A 17,934-nucleotide genomic window follows, 5' to 3' on the forward strand; every position below is an offset into this window, starting at 1 on the left:
TTCCAAGTATCCATCTACTCCTTCTTCACTTAATTGAATTTTCCTAACCGTCAGCACCTTTCAGAATTTTATTGCAATTTTGTTAAATTCATTGCATTCTTATATGTATTATGCTATGCTTTATCCGTTATACGATAATGAGGTGATTTCTGCGTGGAATTAAAACCGTATATGGATAAATTTATAGAGTATTTACAAATTGAAAAAAATGCCTCACCGTATACCATTCAATTTTATCGGACGGATTTAGAAACATTCGAAGCTTTTATGAATAGAGAAAACGTAAATGGTTTAAAGGATGTAAGTTATCGAGAAGTACGAGTATTTCTTACAAAATTATATAATGATGCGTTGAGCAGAAGATCTGTTTCCAGAAAGATATCCTCACTAAGGAGTTTCTACCGTTTTTTAGAGCGGGAAAAGATGGTTGTGGAGAATCCATTTACACAGCTTACACTTCCTAAAGCGGAGAAACCGGTCCCGAGCTTCTTATATAAAGAGGAGCTGGAAAAGCTTTTTAGTGTGAGTGATGTATCAACGGATTTAGGGCAACGAGATCAAGCGCTGCTGGAAATTTTATACGGAACGGGGATTCGTGTTAGTGAGTGTCAACAACTTCGGGTAAAAGACATTGACTTCTCAATAGGAACAATCTTTGTGACGGGAAAGGGACGAAAAGAACGCTATGTCCCCTTTGGCAGTTTTGCTGAGGCAGCATTACAAAAATATTTGCTCGATGGAAGAAAAAATTTACTTAATAAATCACATAACGTAACAGAGAATGTATTTCTGAATGCGAGAGGAAATCCGATAACGACAAGAGGCATTCGTACTATATTAAATAAGATAGTAGAAAAAGCTTCTTTAAATATTCAAGTGCATCCTCATAAGCTTAGGCATACTTTTGCCACACATATGTTAAATGAGGGGGCTGATTTAAGGTCTGTTCAAGAACTTTTAGGACATGAAAGTTTATCTTCTACACAAATATACACGCATGTTTCTAAAGAACATTTGAAGAAGGCTTATATGAAAAGCCATCCGCGTGCAAATGACAATAAATAGGTGAGGTGGATATATGGATTCGCAGATGCATGCCACAACTATATTTGCAGTGCAGCATAAAGGGCAATGTGCTATGAGCGGTGATGGTCAAGTTACCTTAGGCAATGCTGTTATTATGAAGCATACAGCAAAAAAAGTAAGAACTTTATATAATGGGAAGGTTCTAGCGGGTTTTGCTGGTTCTGTAGCGGATGCTTTTACCCTATTTGAGAAATTTGAAAGTAAGCTTCAAGCGTTTAATGGCAATTTAACAAGAGCCGCTGTGGAATTAGCGCAAGAATGGCGTTCTGATAAAGTTCTCAGAAAACTAGAAGCTATGTTGATTGTGATGAATAAAGAAAGTATGTACTTAGTGTCTGGCACAGGCGAAGTGATTGAACCAGATGATGGAATTTTAGCGATTGGTTCTGGAGGCAATTATGCGTTAAGTGCCGGTAGAGCATTACTTCAAAAAGCACCTCAATTAACTGCTGCTGAAATTGCGCAAACAGCATTAGAAGTGGCCGGAGATATTTGCGTGTTTACCAATGACCAGATTACATTAGAAGTGTTGGAATAAAGTTTCTTTCATTAGGGTGTTCAAAAAGTTCCATAAAAATGGTGTATTAAGATAGGAACCTTCTAACCGCTCATGTTTTAAAGGCATTCATTCCGCTATCGGGAGCCCGCGCTTCCCGAACTTCCTAATCCTTTTTTTTCGCCCTTTTTGAACACGCACTTTAAAGTGTTTTCAGATTCTAGTGACCTTGATAAAGGGGGATATTTTTGATGAAGGTGGACTTAACACCAAAGCAGATTGTGAATCAATTAGACCAATATATTATAGGGCAAAATCAGGCGAAAAAATCTGTTGCCGTTGCTCTTAGAAATCGCTATAGAAGAATGAAACTGAATGAGGATTTTCAAGATGAAGTGGTGCCAAAGAATATTTTAATGATCGGACCGACTGGTGTGGGAAAGACGGAGATTGCAAGACGTCTCGCAAAACTAGTGGGCGCGCCTTTTATTAAAGTAGAGGCAACTAAATTCACGGAAGTTGGTTATGTGGGAAGAGATGTAGAATCAATGGTTCGTGATTTAGTAGAAATGGCTGTCCGAATGGTGAAAGAAGAAAAAATGGGAGATGTGATGGATTTAGCTGAGAAAGAAGCAAATCAAAGACTTGTAAAGTTGCTTGTCCCGCAAACAAAAACCAAATCTTCTGTAAAAAATCCATTTGAAATGCTATTCCAGGCTTCTGACCAGGACGAAGATCATGAAGATGATGTATCCAATGAAGAGTCAGAAATTAAATCAAAAAGAAAACGAATCGCTCATCAGTTAGCGTTAGGCGAGTTAGAAGATCATTATGTTTCTATCGAAATCGAAGAAATCCCCCCTTCTATGTTTGACATGCTGCAAGGTTCGGGAATGGAACAAATGGGGATGAACATGCAGGACGCTTTCGGACAATTTATGCCAAAAAAGAAAAAGAAGCGTAAATTGACAGTTTCGGAGGCAAGGAAAGTTCTCATCCAGCAAGAAGCTCAAAAGCTTATCGATATGGATGAAGTTACACAGGAAGCAATTAAGCGCTCAGAAAGAACAGGTATTATTTTTATCGATGAGATTGATAAAGTAGCCGGGAAGCAAGAAGGATCTGCAAATGTTTCCAGAGAAGGTGTGCAAAGAGATATCCTGCCGATTGTGGAAGGATCCACGATTGTGACTAAACACGGAACATTAAAGACAGACCATATCTTATTTATCGCAGCAGGAGCTTTTCATATGTCTAAACCTTCTGATTTAATCCCTGAACTGCAAGGCAGATTCCCTATCCGTGTAGAACTTGAAAAGCTGACAATCAATGAATTTAAGCGGATATTAACAGAGCCATCTAACGCATTGTTAAAGCAATATCAATTAATGCTAGAAACAGAAGGTATAAAACTTAAATTTACGGACGATGCTATAGAAAGACTTGCACAAATAGCCCATGATGTAAATCAGAATACGGATAACATCGGAGCGCGGAGATTGCACACTATTTTAGAAAAATTATTAGAAGATTTGTCCTATGAAGCTCCTGATATTTCAATGGCTGAAATTGAAATTACAGTAGGCTATGTTAACGAAAAGCTTTCGACGATTGCACAAAACAAAGATTTGAGTCAATTTATACTATAATAATTTAAAATTTTTGAATGGAGGAATATCAAATGGATTTATTAACTAGAGCAAGAAAAATTAACGCGATGTTACAAACAGCAACAGGAAAGTCAGTGAACTTCAATGAAATGTCGGCTTCACTAGGTGATGTTATTCGCGGGAATGTATACATCGTAAGCAGACGCGGAAAATTATTGGGTGTAGCAGTAAATCAAGAAGTAGAAAATGATCGTATGAAATCAATGCTGGAAGAAAAGCAATTTCCTGAAGAATATACAGAAGGCTTGCACGAAATTCGTGAGACAACTGCAAATCTTGATATTGATAATAAACACACTGTATTTCCTATTGAAAATAAAGACTTATTTAAAGATGGATATACTACAATCGTTCCGATTATCGGAGGCGGAGAACGCTTAGGTACATTGATTATTGGACGAGTGAATGATACATTTAATGATGATGATTTATTATTAGCGGAATATGGCGCAACTGTGGTAGGTATGGAAATTCTTCATGAAAAAACAGAAGAAATTGAAATGGAAGCTAGGAGCAAGGCTGTTGTACAAATGGCAATCAGCTCTCTATCTTATAGTGAGTTAGAAGCTATTGACCATATCTTTGAAGAATTAAACGGAAAAGAAGGCTTGCTAGTAGCTAGTAAGATTGCTGACCGCGTAGGAATTACCCGTTCCGTTATTGTTAATGCTCTACGTAAATTAGAAAGCGCGGGTGTTATCGAGTCTCGCTCTCTAGGAATGAAAGGAACTTATATTAAAGTATTGAACGATAAGTTCTTAGTAGAACTAGAAAAAATTCGTACACGCTAATATAAATGGTATCAAAAAGCTGTGAAGGATATTTTATTCCATCACAGCTTTTTTTTTGCACGCCAAAAGCACGTTGCGGGCACCCGAGAAACGCAGTGTGCAATCCGGAAAAAGTGCTTCTTTTGTCTTCAAACTAAAAATAAGTAGTTTTTAAAAATTGATTTGACAATCAGAAAAATTGGTTAGGCGCCAATTTATACGAGCCCTTTGACAAGATAAATAGTTCTTTATGTTCATATGAATTTTAAAGTGAGCCTATTGAAATTCTCTATTAGAAAGGGTAGAATGTGTTTCGGGGGTCAAAATGCCTGTTTGTTTAGAAGGGGGCATACAATAGATATCCCTATGAAAAAAGTATGTAATTAAAAAGAATATGCTATTTTCCTTGTTTTTCCAATGATGTCATTTGAATCGTCATTTGACGATTAATGCCGGTATCAGTGGTTTTGCTGACAACAATATGAGGGTATATAGACCTAGTTGTGTTGAACTGTTTTTAATTTTGTCAAGAATAATGCCCAAATACCGTAGACTTTGTTGATTAATTAGTTTAGAATTAGTTCGTCCATCAAAAGTATTTTATGGGTGTTCATGAAAAAAGAGGTGAGAAATACAAATGGATTTATTTAGTGGAACGATTGGTCAGCTAGAAAATTCGATACAGTATGCTTCTGCAAAGAATAATGTTATATCAAACAACATATCAAATGTCGATACACCGAATTATAAAGCGAAAAAAGTTAGTTTTAAATCTGCATTAGAAAATGAATTAGATACGCTTCAAGCAAAAATAACAAATCAACGTCATATAAATTTTAAAGAAGCGGATAATAGAGCCTACCGTATAGTTGGAGATTCGTCTACTACATATAATCACAATGGGAATAACGTGGATATCGATAAAGAGATGGCGGAACTGGCTAAAAACCAAATCTATTACAATAGTCTTATTGACCGTATAAATGGGAAATTTAATAGTTTACAATCCGTTATTCGAGGAGGAAATTAAAATTGTCTATTTTTCAATCGATGAATGCGAGTGCAAGTGGATTAACTGCACAGAGATTGCGTATGGACTTGGTCTCTTCCAATTTAGCTAATGCGCAAACAACGCGGGCAACACAGAATGAACAAGGGGAATATGAACCTTATCGTCGGAAAATGGCTACATTTGGTTCGGGGCAACCATCATTTAAACAAATGTTAAAATACGCAGAAGGAACGACGAACAATACTGTTGCTGGTGTAAAGGCTACAAGCATTGTAGAAGACCAATCTCCTTTTGAACTTGTTTTTAACCCCGAACATCCGGATGCAAATGAGGATGGTTATGTGGAAATGCCTAACGTAGATCCTTTGAAAGAAATGGTAGATTTAATGAGTGCTTCCCGATCCTATGAAGCAAATGTCACAGCTTTTAATGCAAGTAAAGGGATGCTTATGAAGGCATTAGAAATAGGGAAATAACAAGATTTAAAAGGTGGTTAGAGTAAATGAATACAATTGGAACTTATCTTCCTTCATTACACCAGACAGAACAGAACAAACCTTCACATACAACTCCATATGAGGTACATAACAATTTCTCTTCCATGCTAAAAAATGCTATAGAGGATTTAAATCATACGCAATTAGAATCGGATATGAAAACAGAAGGTTTGGCAAATGGGAACGTGGAAAATCTTCATGATGTAATGATTTCAGCACAGAAAGCAAGCATTACGCTAGAAACAGGTGTGCAAGTACAGAAAAAAGTAATTGATGCTTACAATGAAATAATGCGAATGCAAGTGTAATTAGAATTAAAACGACAGACAGTTTTATAATTAGTGAGGGTAGTGTATATGAAAGAGAGATTACAGAAATGGAGAGAATCCACTTCTAATTTTTGGGGATCCAGGTCTAAGGGGCAAAAAGGAACAATTCTTGGCGGAACACTTCTGATTCTAATCTTGATTGTTTTAGTGATTTTCTTTACGACAAATACGCAATATGTTCCTTTGTATAATGATTTATCTGTACAGGAAGCTGGTCAAATTACAAAAGAATTAGATGCTAAATCTGTGCCATATGAACTAGAGAACGGAGGAAGTTCCATCATGGTGCCAGAAGAGAATGTTGATTCTTTGTTACTAGAATTTGCTTCAATGGGTCTTCCAAGCAGTGGAAGTATTGATTACTCTTTTTTCAGTGAAAATGCCTCGTGGGGTGTTACAGAGAACGAATTTAGTGTCATGAAACTCGATGCGATGCAAACAGAACTAGGTAAGCTAATAAAAGCAATTGATGGGATTCAAGATGCACAAGTGATGATCAATATGCCTGAACAGCCTGTGTTTGCTGATGATGTAACAGGTGAAACAAGTGTAGCTATTATGATAGATACACAGCCAGGCTACCAGTTTGAAGGAAATCAAATTGAAGGACTTTATCACCTTGTGTCCAAGGCGGTTCCGAATTTAAAACCTGAAGATATTATTATAATGAATCAGTACTTTGAATATTATGATCGAGATACGCAGTTCGCTGGAGGCGGAGATACATATTCTAATCAGCAAACTATTAAGAGAGAAGTAGAAAAAGATATTCAACGCAGATTGCAACAAATGCTGGGTACCATGGTTGGAAATGAAAATATTGTTGTTTCTGTAACAGCAGATATTGATTTTTCTCAAGAAAATCGCACAGAAGAATTAGTAGACCCAGTCGATATGGAATCGATGGAAGGTATACCGGTAAGTTTAGAGTCTATTCAAGAGTCTTATACAGGTCAAGGTAACCCGGATGATGTAGCGGGAACTGGTGAAGAGGATATTGCAAATTATCCTGCTGGCGAAGGAGAAGACGGAGAATATGAATTAGATAAAGAAACCATAAATTATGAGTTTAACCGAGTCAGACGTGAGATAGTAGAAAGTCCTTACAAAGTGCGAGACCTTGGTATACAGGTTGCAGTAAATAATGTAAGACAAGGGGCAGATGGAGAAGTAGAATACCTAAACCAGCAAGAACAAACATCCGTGCAAGAAGGTATTGATTCCATATTAAACTCTATCATTGAAACTTCGGTTGACGGCGATCTACAGAATGAAGTAACGGATGCAAATACGTCTATTGTCTTTCAAGAATTCAGTACAACCACTGAGGGAGAAACGCAACCAGAAACAGGAGGAATCCCGTTATGGCTCTATATTGTTTCAGGAGTATTGTTACTCGTTATTATTATATTAATAGTTATGTTACGCAGAAATAGAGCGGAAGAAGAATGGCTTGAGGAAGAACAGCAAGAAGAAGCTGTTTATGAGGATAAAGAAACAGTTATTCCTGATCTGCAAACAGAAGAATCAGAAGAAGTGATTAGAAGAAAACAACTTGAAAAGATTGCGAATGACAAACCAGAAGAATTCGCGAAGTTATTACGAAGCTGGATGAATGAGGATTAGGAGGTATTATTTATGGCAAGAAAAGGTTCGTTAACTGGAAAACAAAAAGCAGCCATTCTTTTAATCTCCTTAGGCCCAGATGTCTCTGCTCAAGTGTATAAATATCTATCTGAAGAAGAAATAGAAAAGCTAAGTTTAGAGATTTCTTCGGTGAAAAAGGTTGATTCAGCCCTAAAAGACGAGGTGTTAGACCAATTTCATCAAATCGTGGTTGCACAAGATTATATTTCACAAGGCGGGATCGGATATGCAAAAACGGTTTTGGAAAAGGCGTTTGGCAAGCAAGAGGCTTCGAGTATTATTAATCGGTTAACCTCTTCCTTACAGGTCAGACCATTTGATTTTGCCAGGAAAGCAGACCCGCAGCAGGTATTGAATTACATTCAAGGAGAACACCCCCAGACAATTGCGCTTATTCTTTCTTATTTGGATGCAGAACAAAGCGGTCAAATTCTTTCTGCATTGCCAAAAAATGTTCAAGCCGACGTGGCTCGCAGAATAGCGGTGATGGATTCAACATCGCCAGAAATTATTACGCAAATAGAGCAAGTATTAGAAAAAAATATCTCTGCATCTACGGCAGAAGATTATACACAAACTGGTGGTATTCAGACTGTGGTAGAAGTTCTTAATGGCGTGGACCGCTCTACAGAAAGAACCATTTTAGAAGCTTTAGAGTCTCAGGATCCAGAACTTGCTGAAGAAATTAAGAAAAGAATGTTTGTATTTGAAGATATTGTTACACTTGATAATCGTGCAATTCAACGTGTCATCAGAGAAGTAGACAACGAGGACTTACGTTTATCACTAAAAGTAGCAAGCAATGCAGTTAAAGATACTGTATTCCAAAATATGTCTGAGCGAATGGCATCCACTTTCAAAGAAGAAATTGAATATATGGGACCAGTACGATTGAAAGATGTAGAAGAGGCACAAACAAGAATTGTGAATGTAATACGTGGATTAGAAGACAAGGGGGAAATTGTTATAGCAAGAGGCGGAGGAGACGATATTATTGTCTAATCAGAAAAAACAAATATCGATTAAACCAATTGAAACAATTCTCCCAATGGCAAATACGAACCATGCGGATGTAATGGAAGAGCATCATCAATTATCTGAATCCATATCGCTGCAGAAAAAAGAATTAGCAACGATTCAAGAGCAGCAGCAAATGCGAATAGAAGAAGCGAATAATCAGATAAAAGAAGCACGTAATCAATGGGAAACAGAAAAACAAAAATGGATAGAAGAAGCTCAACAGCAAGGATTTCAAAAGGGTTATGAAGATGGAAATCAAGAGGCTTATCAGCAATATGAAAACAAATTAAAAGAAGCAAATCATATTATTGATATAGCAAAAGAAGATTACCATCAAACTTTAGAAAAACATACAGAAAGTATTGTCGAAATATCCATGTCCGTAGCGAATAAGGTTTTGCAGCAAGCATTAAAAGAACAACCATCCTATATTATGGAATTGGTAACAGCTGCTTTGGAAGATGTAAAAGCGCAGCCTTGCATTACGATCATTATTCATCCTGATTACTATGGGGAAGTTCACTCTCATCAAGAAGAGCTGCAGCGCTTGGTAGGTGACGAAACAAAGCTGTCTATCCATGCGGATGCCCTTGTTCAACCAACAGATTGTATTATCAGACATCCTCATGGGCAAGTGGAAACCAGTATAGATACACAGTTGGAAAAGATTAGAGAAGCGTTAATGGAGTATGTTATGGAGGATGTGCAATGAATAAAGAAGCGCTTATCTCAGTTATTGAAAAAACGGACCCTTATAAGCGATATGGTAAAGTCATTCGCGTGGTAGGCTTAATGATTGAATCAGAGGGTCCCGCTGCAAATATTGGAGAAGTTTGTTACATTCACACCAGCACAAAGGACGGAGAACTTATTATAGCTGAAGTCGTAGGGTTTCAAAATGAAAGAATTATTTTAATGCCCTATCGAGAAGTGAATGAAGTAGGATCAGGCTGCTTAGTAGAAGCTACTGGAAATCCATTGAAAGTAAAAGTAGGAAGAAGCCTGATTGGACATGTATTAGATCCTCTGGGGAAACCCCTTTCTGACGCAGAGACATTACCAAAAGGCTTAACAAGTTATCAGACGGAGAGAAATCCGCCTAATCCGCTTTCCCGCCCAAGAATTAAACAAGCCCTACAAGTTGGCGTTCGTGCTATCGATGGTTTTTTGACAATGGGAATTGGTCAACGTGTTGGTTTGTTTGCCGGGAGTGGAGTAGGAAAAAGCACACTTCTCGGAATGATTGCAAGGAATAGTAGTGCGGATGTGAATGTAATTGCTCTAATTGGCGAACGTGGAAGAGAAGTCCGAGAATTTATAGAGAACGATTTAGGGGAAGATGGTTTAAAAAAGTCGATTATCGTCGCAGCAACGTCCGATCAACCTGCGCTTATGCGGATTCGGGGAGCATATACAGCAACAGCTATCAGCGAATATTTTCGGGAACAGGGATTTAATGTGAATTTAATGATGGATTCCGTTACACGAGTTGCCATGGCACAGAGGGAAATTGGCTTAGCTGTAGGCGAACCTCCGACAACCAAAGGATATACTCCGAGCGTCTTCTCCATTTTACCTAAGCTTTTAGAAAGAGCAGGAACCGATGAGAATGGATCGATAACTGGATTTTATACGGTATTGGTTGACGGAGATGATATGAATGAACCGATTGCGGATGCGGTGAGAGGTATTTTGGATGGCCACTTTGTTTTAGATCGTAAAATTGCAGAAAGAGGTCAGTATCCTGCAATTAATGTTTTAAAGTCAATTAGTCGTGTAATGAATGCTATCGCAACAGACGAACATAAACAAATTGCAATCAGGCTGAGAACTCTTCTTGCGACCTACGAAGAAAATAATGAGTTAATCTCCATTGGAGCATATAAAAAAGGCACGAATTCTGAGGTGGATCTGGCTGTTGCTTCTTATCCAAAAATTGTTTCTTTCTTAAAACAAGGCGTCCATGAACGAGTGGGACTTGAGGAGAGCATACAAATGATGAGGAACCTGATTGAATAAGAAGGTGTTTATAAAGGAGTTGTTTTAAATGGCTCGAATATCTAGTTTGGTTAAAATTCGAGATATGCATGATAATGAGAGACAAATAGCTCAAAAGGCTTATACCGAATCACAAGAAACGTTCGAGAAGATTGCTATGGAGTTGTACAATTTGTTGAAGAAAAAAGAGGTTGCTGAAAACACGTTTGATAATGCAATTCAAACATCGACATCAATTGAGAAAATAAAAGAACAATCTGCTTATATTGAAAAATTAACAAACCAAATTCAAACCGTGCAATTATTAGTCCAAAGAGCGAGAAATGATATGAATACGAAACAGAATAAGTTATCTGAAGTGTATATTGAATACAAAAAATATGACAAAATTGTTGAACTAAAACAAGAAGAGGCTCAAGAAACTGTACGAAAGCAGGAAGCAAATTTTATGGATGAAATGTCAATGCAACAGTACCTAAGACAAAAGCAAAGGTGAAAAAAATGAAAAATAATAACCAGAATGAAAAGGAAGTCAAGAATAATTCACATGGCTGGTTCATGAAACTATTTTTAATCATTATGCCACTTTTTATCCTAGCTGTCATTGTTGTTTTTGTTTTACATATTGCTGGATTTAGTGCATTGGATTGGGTAAAGGACCAAGGAAAATCAATCCCGGTCATTGGGAAAATGTTTGAGGATGAAGATGGAACATATGAGATGAATGACTTGGAAGCTATGAAAAATCAATTGGAAAGTAAAGATAAGGCCTTAGAAGCAAAAGATGCACAAATTCAAGAGCTAGAAGAAACCATTTCTGGATTAGAAAGTCAGGTTAATGGATTACAAGCGGATATTGAACAAATAGAAAGTGATAACGAAAGTGAAGATCAGGAAGAAAATGGCGCGCAGAATAAAAATGAAGGACAAGCAGTTGCCTCACAGGAAAAAAACACGATGACAAGAACCTTAGAGGGTATGAAGAGCAAAGAGGCTGCAGCAATCTTAGAAAATTTAGAAGATGATTTGGCAGTCAGTATCTTAGAAGAGATGTCTACCGATGATCGTGGTGATATTCTGCAACAAATGGACGTGGAAGTTGCGACAACATATACGAAAATGCTAATGAAGTGATTTGAAGAACCTATTGAAGGAGGTGAAAAGAATGAATTCAATGATATTAACGATGCCAAACGTAAAATTCCTTGACCAGCAGCAACCGAATACAAAAGCTTTGCAAACGAAGGCCTCCAACTTAAGTTTTCAAGATTTATTAAAAGGGAATGCTAACTGGCTTCAAACGGATATACCTTTAAGTCAATCGGACGATAAAGATAGTCAATTGGATGAAATGATGGACAAATTTGAAAAATTACTTCCTAGTGAGGTACTTGATATTGTCAAGGATAATGAGACATTGCAGCAGGAATTATTTGCTTTCGCTATGCAAAATGAATTTCCGATGCAAGAGAATGAGCCGAAACTTGGGTTTTCAACGGAGGATATACTTGGCCATAACCAGGCTGTAGGACAGAAGGAGATAAATCCGTTAGAAGCAAGTGCTTTAGATTCCAAATTAGATTTACAAAGCGGAAAAGACATTTATATGAAAATGACGGAACTTATGCAATCTATAGAAACGGAAGAAGATATAGAGAACATAGCGAACTCATTAACGAAATTACTTCAAGAATGGAATCAGTTTGTACAAGGACAAACTCCGATTGATCAGCAACAGGTATTAAGTTATATAAATCAGCAAGTAATAAGCGCAGACGCATCAATTGCTGATAAATTAGCTTACCAACAAACCAATCAATTATTAGAGTTGAGCCAGAGCCCAAAGGCGGAAGGGGAAAGTGTGCAGCCTAATCAGCAAAAGATATTAGACTACATAAAACAGCAGCTGATGACAGCAGGCTCACTAATTAACGGAAAGTCAGGTTATCAACAAACCGATCAATTCGTTAAGTCGAACCTGCTAGACGAAGGTTTGATGGAAAATGTGCAGGGAGAGAGGCAACAAAGGAATGGCTTGAACGATGAAGCAGCCGAGCAAGACGCAAATAGGCTTAGACAAGTTCCTAAGGTGGACGCAGAGGGCCAGAAGCATTTGGAGTCCAAAGTGGCAACTTGGTTACAATCTGCTTTTCAAGGAGCATCACCTGGTGTTTTTAAACAAGATAGCTTACCTATTTCAAGAGTTGAGCAATATATCCTCCATACTGGACAGGCTGATTCAGCAAAAATGTTATCTGGTAAAGAATTGATTGACAAAATAGAAACCCTTGTCCAATCACAACGTATGCAAGGCTTTATTCAAGGACAAAATCCGATATCTATTCAGTTAAGACCTGAGAATTTAGGTGATATGACGATTCGTTTCGTCCAAGTTGATGGTGAAGTGACGGTGCAGATGCTAGTTTCTTCTAAATTTGTTAAGGAATTACTAGAGTCAAACATGCATCAACTCAGAAACGTATTTTCTCCTCATCAGGTGACAGTCGAAAAACAGGATAATTTATTACTTTCTAATACGGAGACATCAAAAAGCTCGAAAGAAAATCAACATGAACAACAGCAATCCAGTCAACATGAGGGCTCTTCTGATTCCCATCAAGGGAAACAAACATCTGACTCAGATTCGTTTGAAGCTTTTATGGAAGAATTATTATCACAAACGATAGAAGAGCAGGTTTAATAGAGGATGTTCTTGATAAGCATGACTGGATTTTGAAAGGCGGTGACAACAATAACTTCTATCGATCCATCTTTATATTTAACTAATCAACCAAAGGAACGGACACCTTCTCCGGATTTAGGAAAAGACGAGTTTTTAAAACTTTTGATGGCTCAAATCAAAAACCAGAATCCGATGAATACAATGGATGAAGGAGAATTTGTAGCACAGATGGCAACTTTTTCTTCATTAGAACAAATGATGAACATGTCAAAATCCATGGAACTCTTGGTAAATAATCAGCTTGTATCTCCAGCTATACAATATAGTCATATGATTGGCCAAACCGTGAATTATAGGACATTTGACGAAGAGACAGGAAAAGAAACTGGTATTACATCAAGTAAAGTTGTTTCTGTTTCACAGCAAGATGGTTGGGCAGTCTTTCATCTAGATAATGGCGAAAAAATCTACGCTGACACAGTAATTGAAGTAGGGAAAGCGGAAAATGAAACAGAGAATGGCCCTTCTGAAAATGAGGAGGGAGAAAAATAATGGCTCGTCTTATTCAGCCAATCGCACCAGTCATACCCAAAGAGCAGCCTATACAGAAAACAGGGACGAATAAGGGAGAGTCAGGCTTTAAAGATATTCTAAAGCATCAGCAATCACTGACTATCAGTAAGCATGCAGCAGATCGCATGAAAGAACGCAATATCCAATTCAGCAGCCAAGAATGGCAGTCTATCCAAGAAAAAGTGATAGAGGCAAAGCAAAAGGGTGTTACGGATGCACTGGTTGTTGTTGACGGAAGTGCCATGGTGGTAAGTGTAAAGAACAATACTGTTATTACTGCTTTAAATCAGGCAGAAGCAGATCATAAAGTATTTACAAATATTAATGGAACAATTTTACTTTAATTGATAAACGAAGGCTGGACCTTTAGGGGAGGCCATGACTGTGGAATGACAGAAACGGTCAAATGAAAATGAAAAGGGGAAGTAATCATGTTACGTTCAATGTATGCAGGTATTTCAGGAATGAAAAATTCACAAACAAAATTAGACGTTATCGGTAACAACATCGCTAACGTAAATACAACCGGGTATAAAAAAGCAAATATTAATTTTCAGGATATGCTGAGCCAGACAACAACAGCAGCACAAGGGGCTGGAAATGGACGAGGCGGAATTAATGCTTCCCAAATTGGTCTTGGGTCGCAAGAAGGTGCAATTTCCAATACACATACACAAGGTTTTAGACAAACCACAAATAACCCGTTAGATTTTGCAATACAAGGTGACGGCATGTTTGTTGTTCAAGGAGATAACACCAATTACTATACGCGCGCAGGGAACTTTTTCCTAGATAATACAGGGGCTATTGTAAATGCGGACGGGTATTATTTACAAGCTGTAGGGGGAGGAAACATTGTAATCCCAGAGGATGCTGAGAGTTTTAGTGTACAGCCGAATGGAACGGTGACGTATATTGATGCAAATGGGAATCCGGAAGAAGCAGGACAAATTGCATTAGCAAAATTTTCTAATCCGGGCGGTTTAGAAAAGGTTGGGGGTAGTTTGTACGCAGAAACTGGTAATTCTGGTGTGCCGAATATAGGTGAGCCTGGTGGGGAAAATGGATCAGGTGAAATCATCAGTGGTGCTCTAGAAATGTCTAATGTTGACTTGTCTGAGGAATTCACTGAGATGATTACAGCACAGCGTTCATTCCAAGCGAACACAAGAATTATTACAACCTCTGATGAAATTTTACAAGAGCTTGTTAATCTAAAACGATAAGCAAGGGAGGAAGGGACTGGCCTAAGCTAAAATCAAAATCAACTGGTTAGGTTAGTCCCGCATAATTATGATCCGGCTAACCCGATTAAATAATGAGCCTTTTGTTCTCAATGCAATTATGATTGAGCAAATCCAAGCGCATGCAGATACGAGTATTTCATTATTAAATGGAAAAAAGGTATTTGTTAAAGAAAGTGAAGAAGAAATTATTAAAAAGGTAACAGCCTTTTATCATCAAATTGGGTTTCCAGTGCTCCCCTTGAAGGCAGGTGAAAAAGATGAGTAAAATAGTAAAAATTGCGGTGACTACCATAATTACTTTACTTGTAGTTGTTATTGCAACGCTTATTGTTGTCATCTACGTGAACGAACCTAAGGAAACTTCCGGAGAAGAACAATCCATCGATCAAATGATCAGCAATGCATATGAAACGTCAGAGGTGACGACAGATATAGAGAATGGCCGGTTTGTTCAAGTTCAGTTTCAAGTAATCACAGACGATAAAAAAGCGCTAGAAGAATTAGAAAAAAGAGATTTCCAAATTAGTAATGTAATTATTAAAGAATTGGCAGTCATGGATGAGGATGATTTTCAAACAGGTCTGGGTGATTTAGAGGAAACCCTGAAGAATAAATTAAATGAGATAATGACAGAAGGAACGGTTACCGAAGTATATACAATTAAAAAGATACTTCAATAGATTAGATCACGCTAGGAGGTGACCAAATTTTATGGATGAGGTTTTATCACAGAATGAAATTGATGCCTTGCTTTCAGCGATAAATTCAGGGGAAATGGATGCTGAAGAATTAAAGAAGGAAGAGAACGAAAAGCGTATTCGAGTATATGATTTTAAGAGAGCATTACGTTTTTCAAAAGATCAAATAAGAAGCATTTCACGACTTCATGAAAATTATGCGCGATTGCTTACGACCTATTTTGCTACTCAACTGCGGACATATGTAAATATTACTGTTACTTCAGTGGACCAAATACCGTACGAAGAGTTTATTCGTTCTGTACCTAAGCGAACAATCTTAAATGTTTATAGTTTAGAACCGTTGAATGGGAATTTGATTATGGAAATCAATCCGAATGTTGCATTTGCGCTCCTGGAGCGAATGCTTGGGGGAAAAGGCTCTACCACTGCAAAAACAACCAGTCTGACAGAAATTGAAAAGATTTTACTCACCCAATTGTTTGAGAAGGCAGAGGATAATTTAAAAAATGCTTGGTCATCTGTTGCTGATATTGAACCAGTTTTAGAAGAATTTGAGGAGAATCCCCAATTTATGCAAATCGTTGCTCCGACTGAAACGGTAGTGGTTGTTTCCTTGACAGCTATGATTGGAGAAGAATCTGGTATGATTAATATTTGTATCCCGCATGGTATTTTAGAACCCATCATACCAAAGCTCTCTGCCCATTACTGGATGCAATCAAATAAAAATAAAGATGAAAAAAGTCTAGAAAGAATGTCACAACATCTGCAAAATACAGATGTGGAAGTTAAAACAATACTTGGAGAAGCATCCATTCATATTGATGAATTTTTAGAGTTCGCTGTTGGAGATATTATTGCTCTAGATCAACCAATTGATTCGCCATTAAAGATGGCGGTGAATGACGAACTTAAGTTTCTTGTGCAACCAGGTAAATTCAGACAAAAAATGTCTGTTCAAGTATTAGAGGAACTAGAATGGGGTGATGGAAATTGATGAATGATGGCAAGCTGTCGCAAGAAGAAATAGATGCACTGCTCAACGTAACGGAAGATAATCAGATGGATGATGAACAAGAGCAAGCAAACGATGAAGAATATTTAACGCCGATAGAAAAGGATGCTTTAGGAGAAATTGGAAATATTTCCTTTGGAAGCTCAGCAACTACGCTGTCTACACTTTTAAATCAAAAGGTGGAAATTACTACACCGGTAGTTACAACGATCAGAAAAGAAAATCTAGAAGAAGAAGTTACATTTAAACCTGTAAGTGTTCAAGTAAATTACATAGAAGGTTTTACTGGTAATAATGTTTTTGTCATTAAAGCAGACGATGCAGCAATCATTGCTGATATTATGCTCGGGGGTGACGGGAAAACTCCTGATACAGAATTAAATGATATCCATCTGAGCGCAGTTCAAGAGGCAATGAATCAAATGATGGGGTCTGCAGCAACAAGTATGTCTACGGTGTTTAATAAAAAAATAGATATATCTCCACCAGAAATTATTCATGGTCTGGAAAATGAAAAAAAAGAAGTTATATTTGATGAAAATGTCTATGTCAAAGTGTTTTTCAGGTTAATGGTTGGTGATTTAATAGATTCTAATATGGTACAGCTTGTTCCATTAGACTTTGCAAAAGAATTAGTACAGCAATTAATGAATCCAGCTCCATCAACGGAGGAAAAAGCGAATACAGCAGACAAGCTAACTGCTGAAAGCACTAGTGTAAATACAAATATAACGTCGAATGTGCGTCAAGATAATCATATTGAAACAAACGATAAGCGAACGCAAATGACCGAAGAAAAACAGAAGACGAATGATGATATTTTGGGTAGACCGTTCAGTTCACATGACGTAAACGTACAAGAAGCTGCTTTTTCAGAGTTTGAAAAGCCTCCATTGAGCAATCAAGGGCAGCGAAATTTAGATATGTTAATGGATATCCCTTTAAAAGTTACTGTGGAGCTTGGAAGAACAAAACAGTCAATCAAGGAAATCTTAGAGCTATCAGCAGGTTCTATTATTGAATTAGATAAACTAGCTGGTGAACCGGTAGATATTCTTGTAAATGAAAAATTGGTAGCTGAAGGGGAAGTCGTTGTAATCGATGAAAACTTTGGCGTCCGTGTAACGGATGTAGTTAGTCAATCAGATAGAATTCAACATTTAAAAAAATAGATTTATAAGATGAGGGAG

The 17,934-nt window shown here is 37.4% G+C and carries 21 protein-coding genes; all 21 read left to right on the forward strand.

Annotation, left to right across the window (positions count from 1 at the left end):
* Positions 1 to 171: 171 nt before the first annotated feature.
* The 21 genes from xerC to fliY all read left to right on the forward strand — a co-directional run bounded on the left by xerC (position 172) and on the right by fliY (position 17,916).
* Positions 172 to 1,065: a tyrosine recombinase XerC gene (xerC, locus tag KI343_RS02670; RefSeq protein ID WP_212925035.1), complete on the forward strand. Its 894-nt coding sequence runs from the start codon at positions 172 to 174 to the stop codon at positions 1,063 to 1,065.
* A 13-nt stretch (positions 1,066 to 1,078) separates the two neighbouring features.
* Positions 1,079 to 1,624 carry an ATP-dependent protease subunit HslV gene (gene hslV, locus KI343_RS02675; RefSeq protein WP_212924896.1) on the forward strand — a complete coding sequence of 182 codons (546 nt, stop codon included), beginning with the start codon at positions 1,079 to 1,081 and terminating at the stop codon, positions 1,622 to 1,624.
* 209 nt (positions 1,625 to 1,833) lie between these two features.
* Positions 1,834 to 3,231, forward strand: coding sequence for an ATP-dependent protease ATPase subunit HslU (gene hslU, locus KI343_RS02680; protein ID WP_212924897.1), 1,398 nt, complete (start codon positions 1,834 to 1,836; stop codon positions 3,229 to 3,231).
* A gap of 32 nt (positions 3,232 to 3,263) precedes the next feature.
* Positions 3,264 to 4,043, forward strand: coding sequence for a GTP-sensing pleiotropic transcriptional regulator CodY (codY, locus tag KI343_RS02685; protein WP_212924898.1), 780 nt, complete (start codon positions 3,264 to 3,266; stop codon positions 4,041 to 4,043).
* Between the two features lie 616 nt (positions 4,044 to 4,659).
* The gene (gene flgB, locus KI343_RS02690; protein ID WP_212924899.1) at positions 4,660 to 5,052 is read left to right on the forward strand and encodes a flagellar basal body rod protein FlgB; all 393 of its coding nucleotides are present in this window, start codon (positions 4,660 to 4,662) and stop codon (positions 5,050 to 5,052) included.
* Between the two features lie 2 nt (positions 5,053 to 5,054).
* A complete protein-coding gene (gene flgC, locus KI343_RS02695; RefSeq protein WP_212924900.1) occupies positions 5,055 to 5,510 on the forward strand; it encodes a flagellar basal body rod protein FlgC in 456 nt (151 codons plus the stop codon).
* A gap of 26 nt (positions 5,511 to 5,536) precedes the next feature.
* A complete protein-coding gene (gene fliE, locus KI343_RS02700; RefSeq protein ID WP_212924901.1) occupies positions 5,537 to 5,839 on the forward strand; it encodes a flagellar hook-basal body complex protein FliE in 303 nt (100 codons plus the stop codon).
* A 48-nt stretch (positions 5,840 to 5,887) separates the two neighbouring features.
* The gene (gene fliF, locus KI343_RS02705; protein WP_212924902.1) at positions 5,888 to 7,486 is read left to right on the forward strand and encodes a flagellar basal-body MS-ring/collar protein FliF; all 1,599 of its coding nucleotides are present in this window, start codon (positions 5,888 to 5,890) and stop codon (positions 7,484 to 7,486) included.
* A 12-nt stretch (positions 7,487 to 7,498) separates the two neighbouring features.
* A complete protein-coding gene (gene fliG, locus KI343_RS02710; protein ID WP_212924903.1) occupies positions 7,499 to 8,509 on the forward strand; it encodes a flagellar motor switch protein FliG in 1,011 nt (336 codons plus the stop codon).
* Positions 8,502 to 9,239 (forward strand): flagellar assembly protein FliH, encoded by a 738-nt coding sequence (fliH, locus tag KI343_RS02715; RefSeq protein WP_212924904.1) that lies wholly within the window; start codon positions 8,502 to 8,504, stop codon positions 9,237 to 9,239. Before fliG ends, fliH begins: the two co-directional genes overlap by 8 nt.
* Entirely contained in the window at positions 9,236 to 10,546 is a 1,311-nt protein-coding gene (gene fliI / locus KI343_RS02720) for a flagellar protein export ATPase FliI (RefSeq protein WP_212924905.1), read from the forward strand. The genes fliH and fliI overlap by 4 nt, the downstream gene beginning before the upstream one ends.
* A 28-nt stretch (positions 10,547 to 10,574) precedes the next feature.
* Positions 10,575 to 11,021, forward strand: coding sequence for a flagellar export protein FliJ (gene fliJ / locus KI343_RS02725; RefSeq protein ID WP_212924906.1), 447 nt, complete (start codon positions 10,575 to 10,577; stop codon positions 11,019 to 11,021).
* A 5-nt stretch (positions 11,022 to 11,026) separates the two neighbouring features.
* The gene (locus KI343_RS02730; RefSeq protein ID WP_212924907.1) at positions 11,027 to 11,659 is read left to right on the forward strand and encodes a MotE family protein; all 633 of its coding nucleotides are present in this window, start codon (positions 11,027 to 11,029) and stop codon (positions 11,657 to 11,659) included.
* A gap of 31 nt (positions 11,660 to 11,690) precedes the next feature.
* Entirely contained in the window at positions 11,691 to 13,226 is a 1,536-nt protein-coding gene (locus tag KI343_RS02735; RefSeq protein WP_212924908.1) for a flagellar hook-length control protein FliK, read from the forward strand.
* A gap of 42 nt (positions 13,227 to 13,268) precedes the next feature.
* Positions 13,269 to 13,760 (forward strand): flagellar hook assembly protein FlgD, encoded by a 492-nt coding sequence (gene flgD / locus KI343_RS02740; RefSeq protein WP_306432535.1) that lies wholly within the window; start codon positions 13,269 to 13,271, stop codon positions 13,758 to 13,760.
* A complete protein-coding gene (locus tag KI343_RS02745) occupies positions 13,760 to 14,125 on the forward strand; it encodes a TIGR02530 family flagellar biosynthesis protein (RefSeq protein WP_212924909.1) in 366 nt (121 codons plus the stop codon). The genes flgD and KI343_RS02745 overlap by 1 nt, the downstream gene beginning before the upstream one ends.
* 87 nt (positions 14,126 to 14,212) lie before the next feature.
* Positions 14,213 to 15,007 (forward strand): flagellar basal body rod protein FlgG, encoded by a 795-nt coding sequence (flgG, locus tag KI343_RS02750; RefSeq protein WP_212924910.1) that lies wholly within the window; start codon positions 14,213 to 14,215, stop codon positions 15,005 to 15,007.
* Between the two features lie 67 nt (positions 15,008 to 15,074).
* The gene (locus tag KI343_RS02755; protein ID WP_212924911.1) at positions 15,075 to 15,293 is read left to right on the forward strand and encodes a flagellar FlbD family protein; all 219 of its coding nucleotides are present in this window, start codon (positions 15,075 to 15,077) and stop codon (positions 15,291 to 15,293) included.
* Entirely contained in the window at positions 15,286 to 15,708 is a 423-nt protein-coding gene (fliL, locus tag KI343_RS02760) for a flagellar basal body-associated protein FliL (RefSeq protein WP_212924912.1), read from the forward strand. The genes KI343_RS02755 and fliL overlap by 8 nt, the downstream gene beginning before the upstream one ends.
* Before the next feature lie 31 nt (positions 15,709 to 15,739).
* Positions 15,740 to 16,726, forward strand: coding sequence for a flagellar motor switch protein FliM (fliM, locus tag KI343_RS02765; RefSeq protein ID WP_212924913.1), 987 nt, complete (start codon positions 15,740 to 15,742; stop codon positions 16,724 to 16,726).
* Positions 16,723 to 17,916: a flagellar motor switch phosphatase FliY gene (gene fliY / locus KI343_RS02770; RefSeq protein ID WP_212924914.1), complete on the forward strand. Its 1,194-nt coding sequence runs from the start codon at positions 16,723 to 16,725 to the stop codon at positions 17,914 to 17,916. Before fliM ends, fliY begins: the two co-directional genes overlap by 4 nt.
* Positions 17,917 to 17,934: the final 18 nt, after the last annotated feature.

The sequence above is a fragment of the Oceanobacillus sp. J11TS1 genome, from assembly GCF_018333215.1.
Lineage (GTDB): Bacteria > Bacillota > Bacilli > Bacillales > Amphibacillaceae > Oceanobacillus.

Coding starts and splice junctions, on each gene's coding strand:
- xerC (WP_212925035.1), top strand. CDS start 172: ATGGATAAATTTATAGAGTATTTACAAATTGAAAAAAATGCCTCACCG.
- hslV (WP_212924896.1), top strand. CDS start 1,079: ATGGATTCGCAGATGCATGCCACAACTATATTTGCAGTGCAGCATAAA.
- hslU (WP_212924897.1), top strand. CDS start 1,834: ATGAAGGTGGACTTAACACCAAAGCAGATTGTGAATCAATTAGACCAA.
- codY (WP_212924898.1), top strand. CDS start 3,264: ATGGATTTATTAACTAGAGCAAGAAAAATTAACGCGATGTTACAAACA.
- flgB (WP_212924899.1), top strand. CDS start 4,660: ATGGATTTATTTAGTGGAACGATTGGTCAGCTAGAAAATTCGATACAG.
- fliE (WP_212924901.1), top strand. CDS start 5,537: ATGAATACAATTGGAACTTATCTTCCTTCATTACACCAGACAGAACAG.
- fliF (WP_212924902.1), top strand. CDS start 5,888: ATGAAAGAGAGATTACAGAAATGGAGAGAATCCACTTCTAATTTTTGG.
- fliG (WP_212924903.1), top strand. CDS start 7,499: ATGGCAAGAAAAGGTTCGTTAACTGGAAAACAAAAAGCAGCCATTCTT.
- fliI (WP_212924905.1), top strand. CDS start 9,236: ATGAATAAAGAAGCGCTTATCTCAGTTATTGAAAAAACGGACCCTTAT.
- fliJ (WP_212924906.1), top strand. CDS start 10,575: ATGGCTCGAATATCTAGTTTGGTTAAAATTCGAGATATGCATGATAAT.
- KI343_RS02730 (WP_212924907.1), top strand. CDS start 11,027: ATGAAAAATAATAACCAGAATGAAAAGGAAGTCAAGAATAATTCACAT.
- KI343_RS02735 (WP_212924908.1), top strand. CDS start 11,691: ATGAATTCAATGATATTAACGATGCCAAACGTAAAATTCCTTGACCAG.
- KI343_RS02745 (WP_212924909.1), top strand. CDS start 13,760: ATGGCTCGTCTTATTCAGCCAATCGCACCAGTCATACCCAAAGAGCAG.
- flgG (WP_212924910.1), top strand. CDS start 14,213: ATGTTACGTTCAATGTATGCAGGTATTTCAGGAATGAAAAATTCACAA.
- KI343_RS02755 (WP_212924911.1), top strand. CDS start 15,075: ATGATCCGGCTAACCCGATTAAATAATGAGCCTTTTGTTCTCAATGCA.
- fliL (WP_212924912.1), top strand. CDS start 15,286: ATGAGTAAAATAGTAAAAATTGCGGTGACTACCATAATTACTTTACTT.
- fliM (WP_212924913.1), top strand. CDS start 15,740: ATGGATGAGGTTTTATCACAGAATGAAATTGATGCCTTGCTTTCAGCG.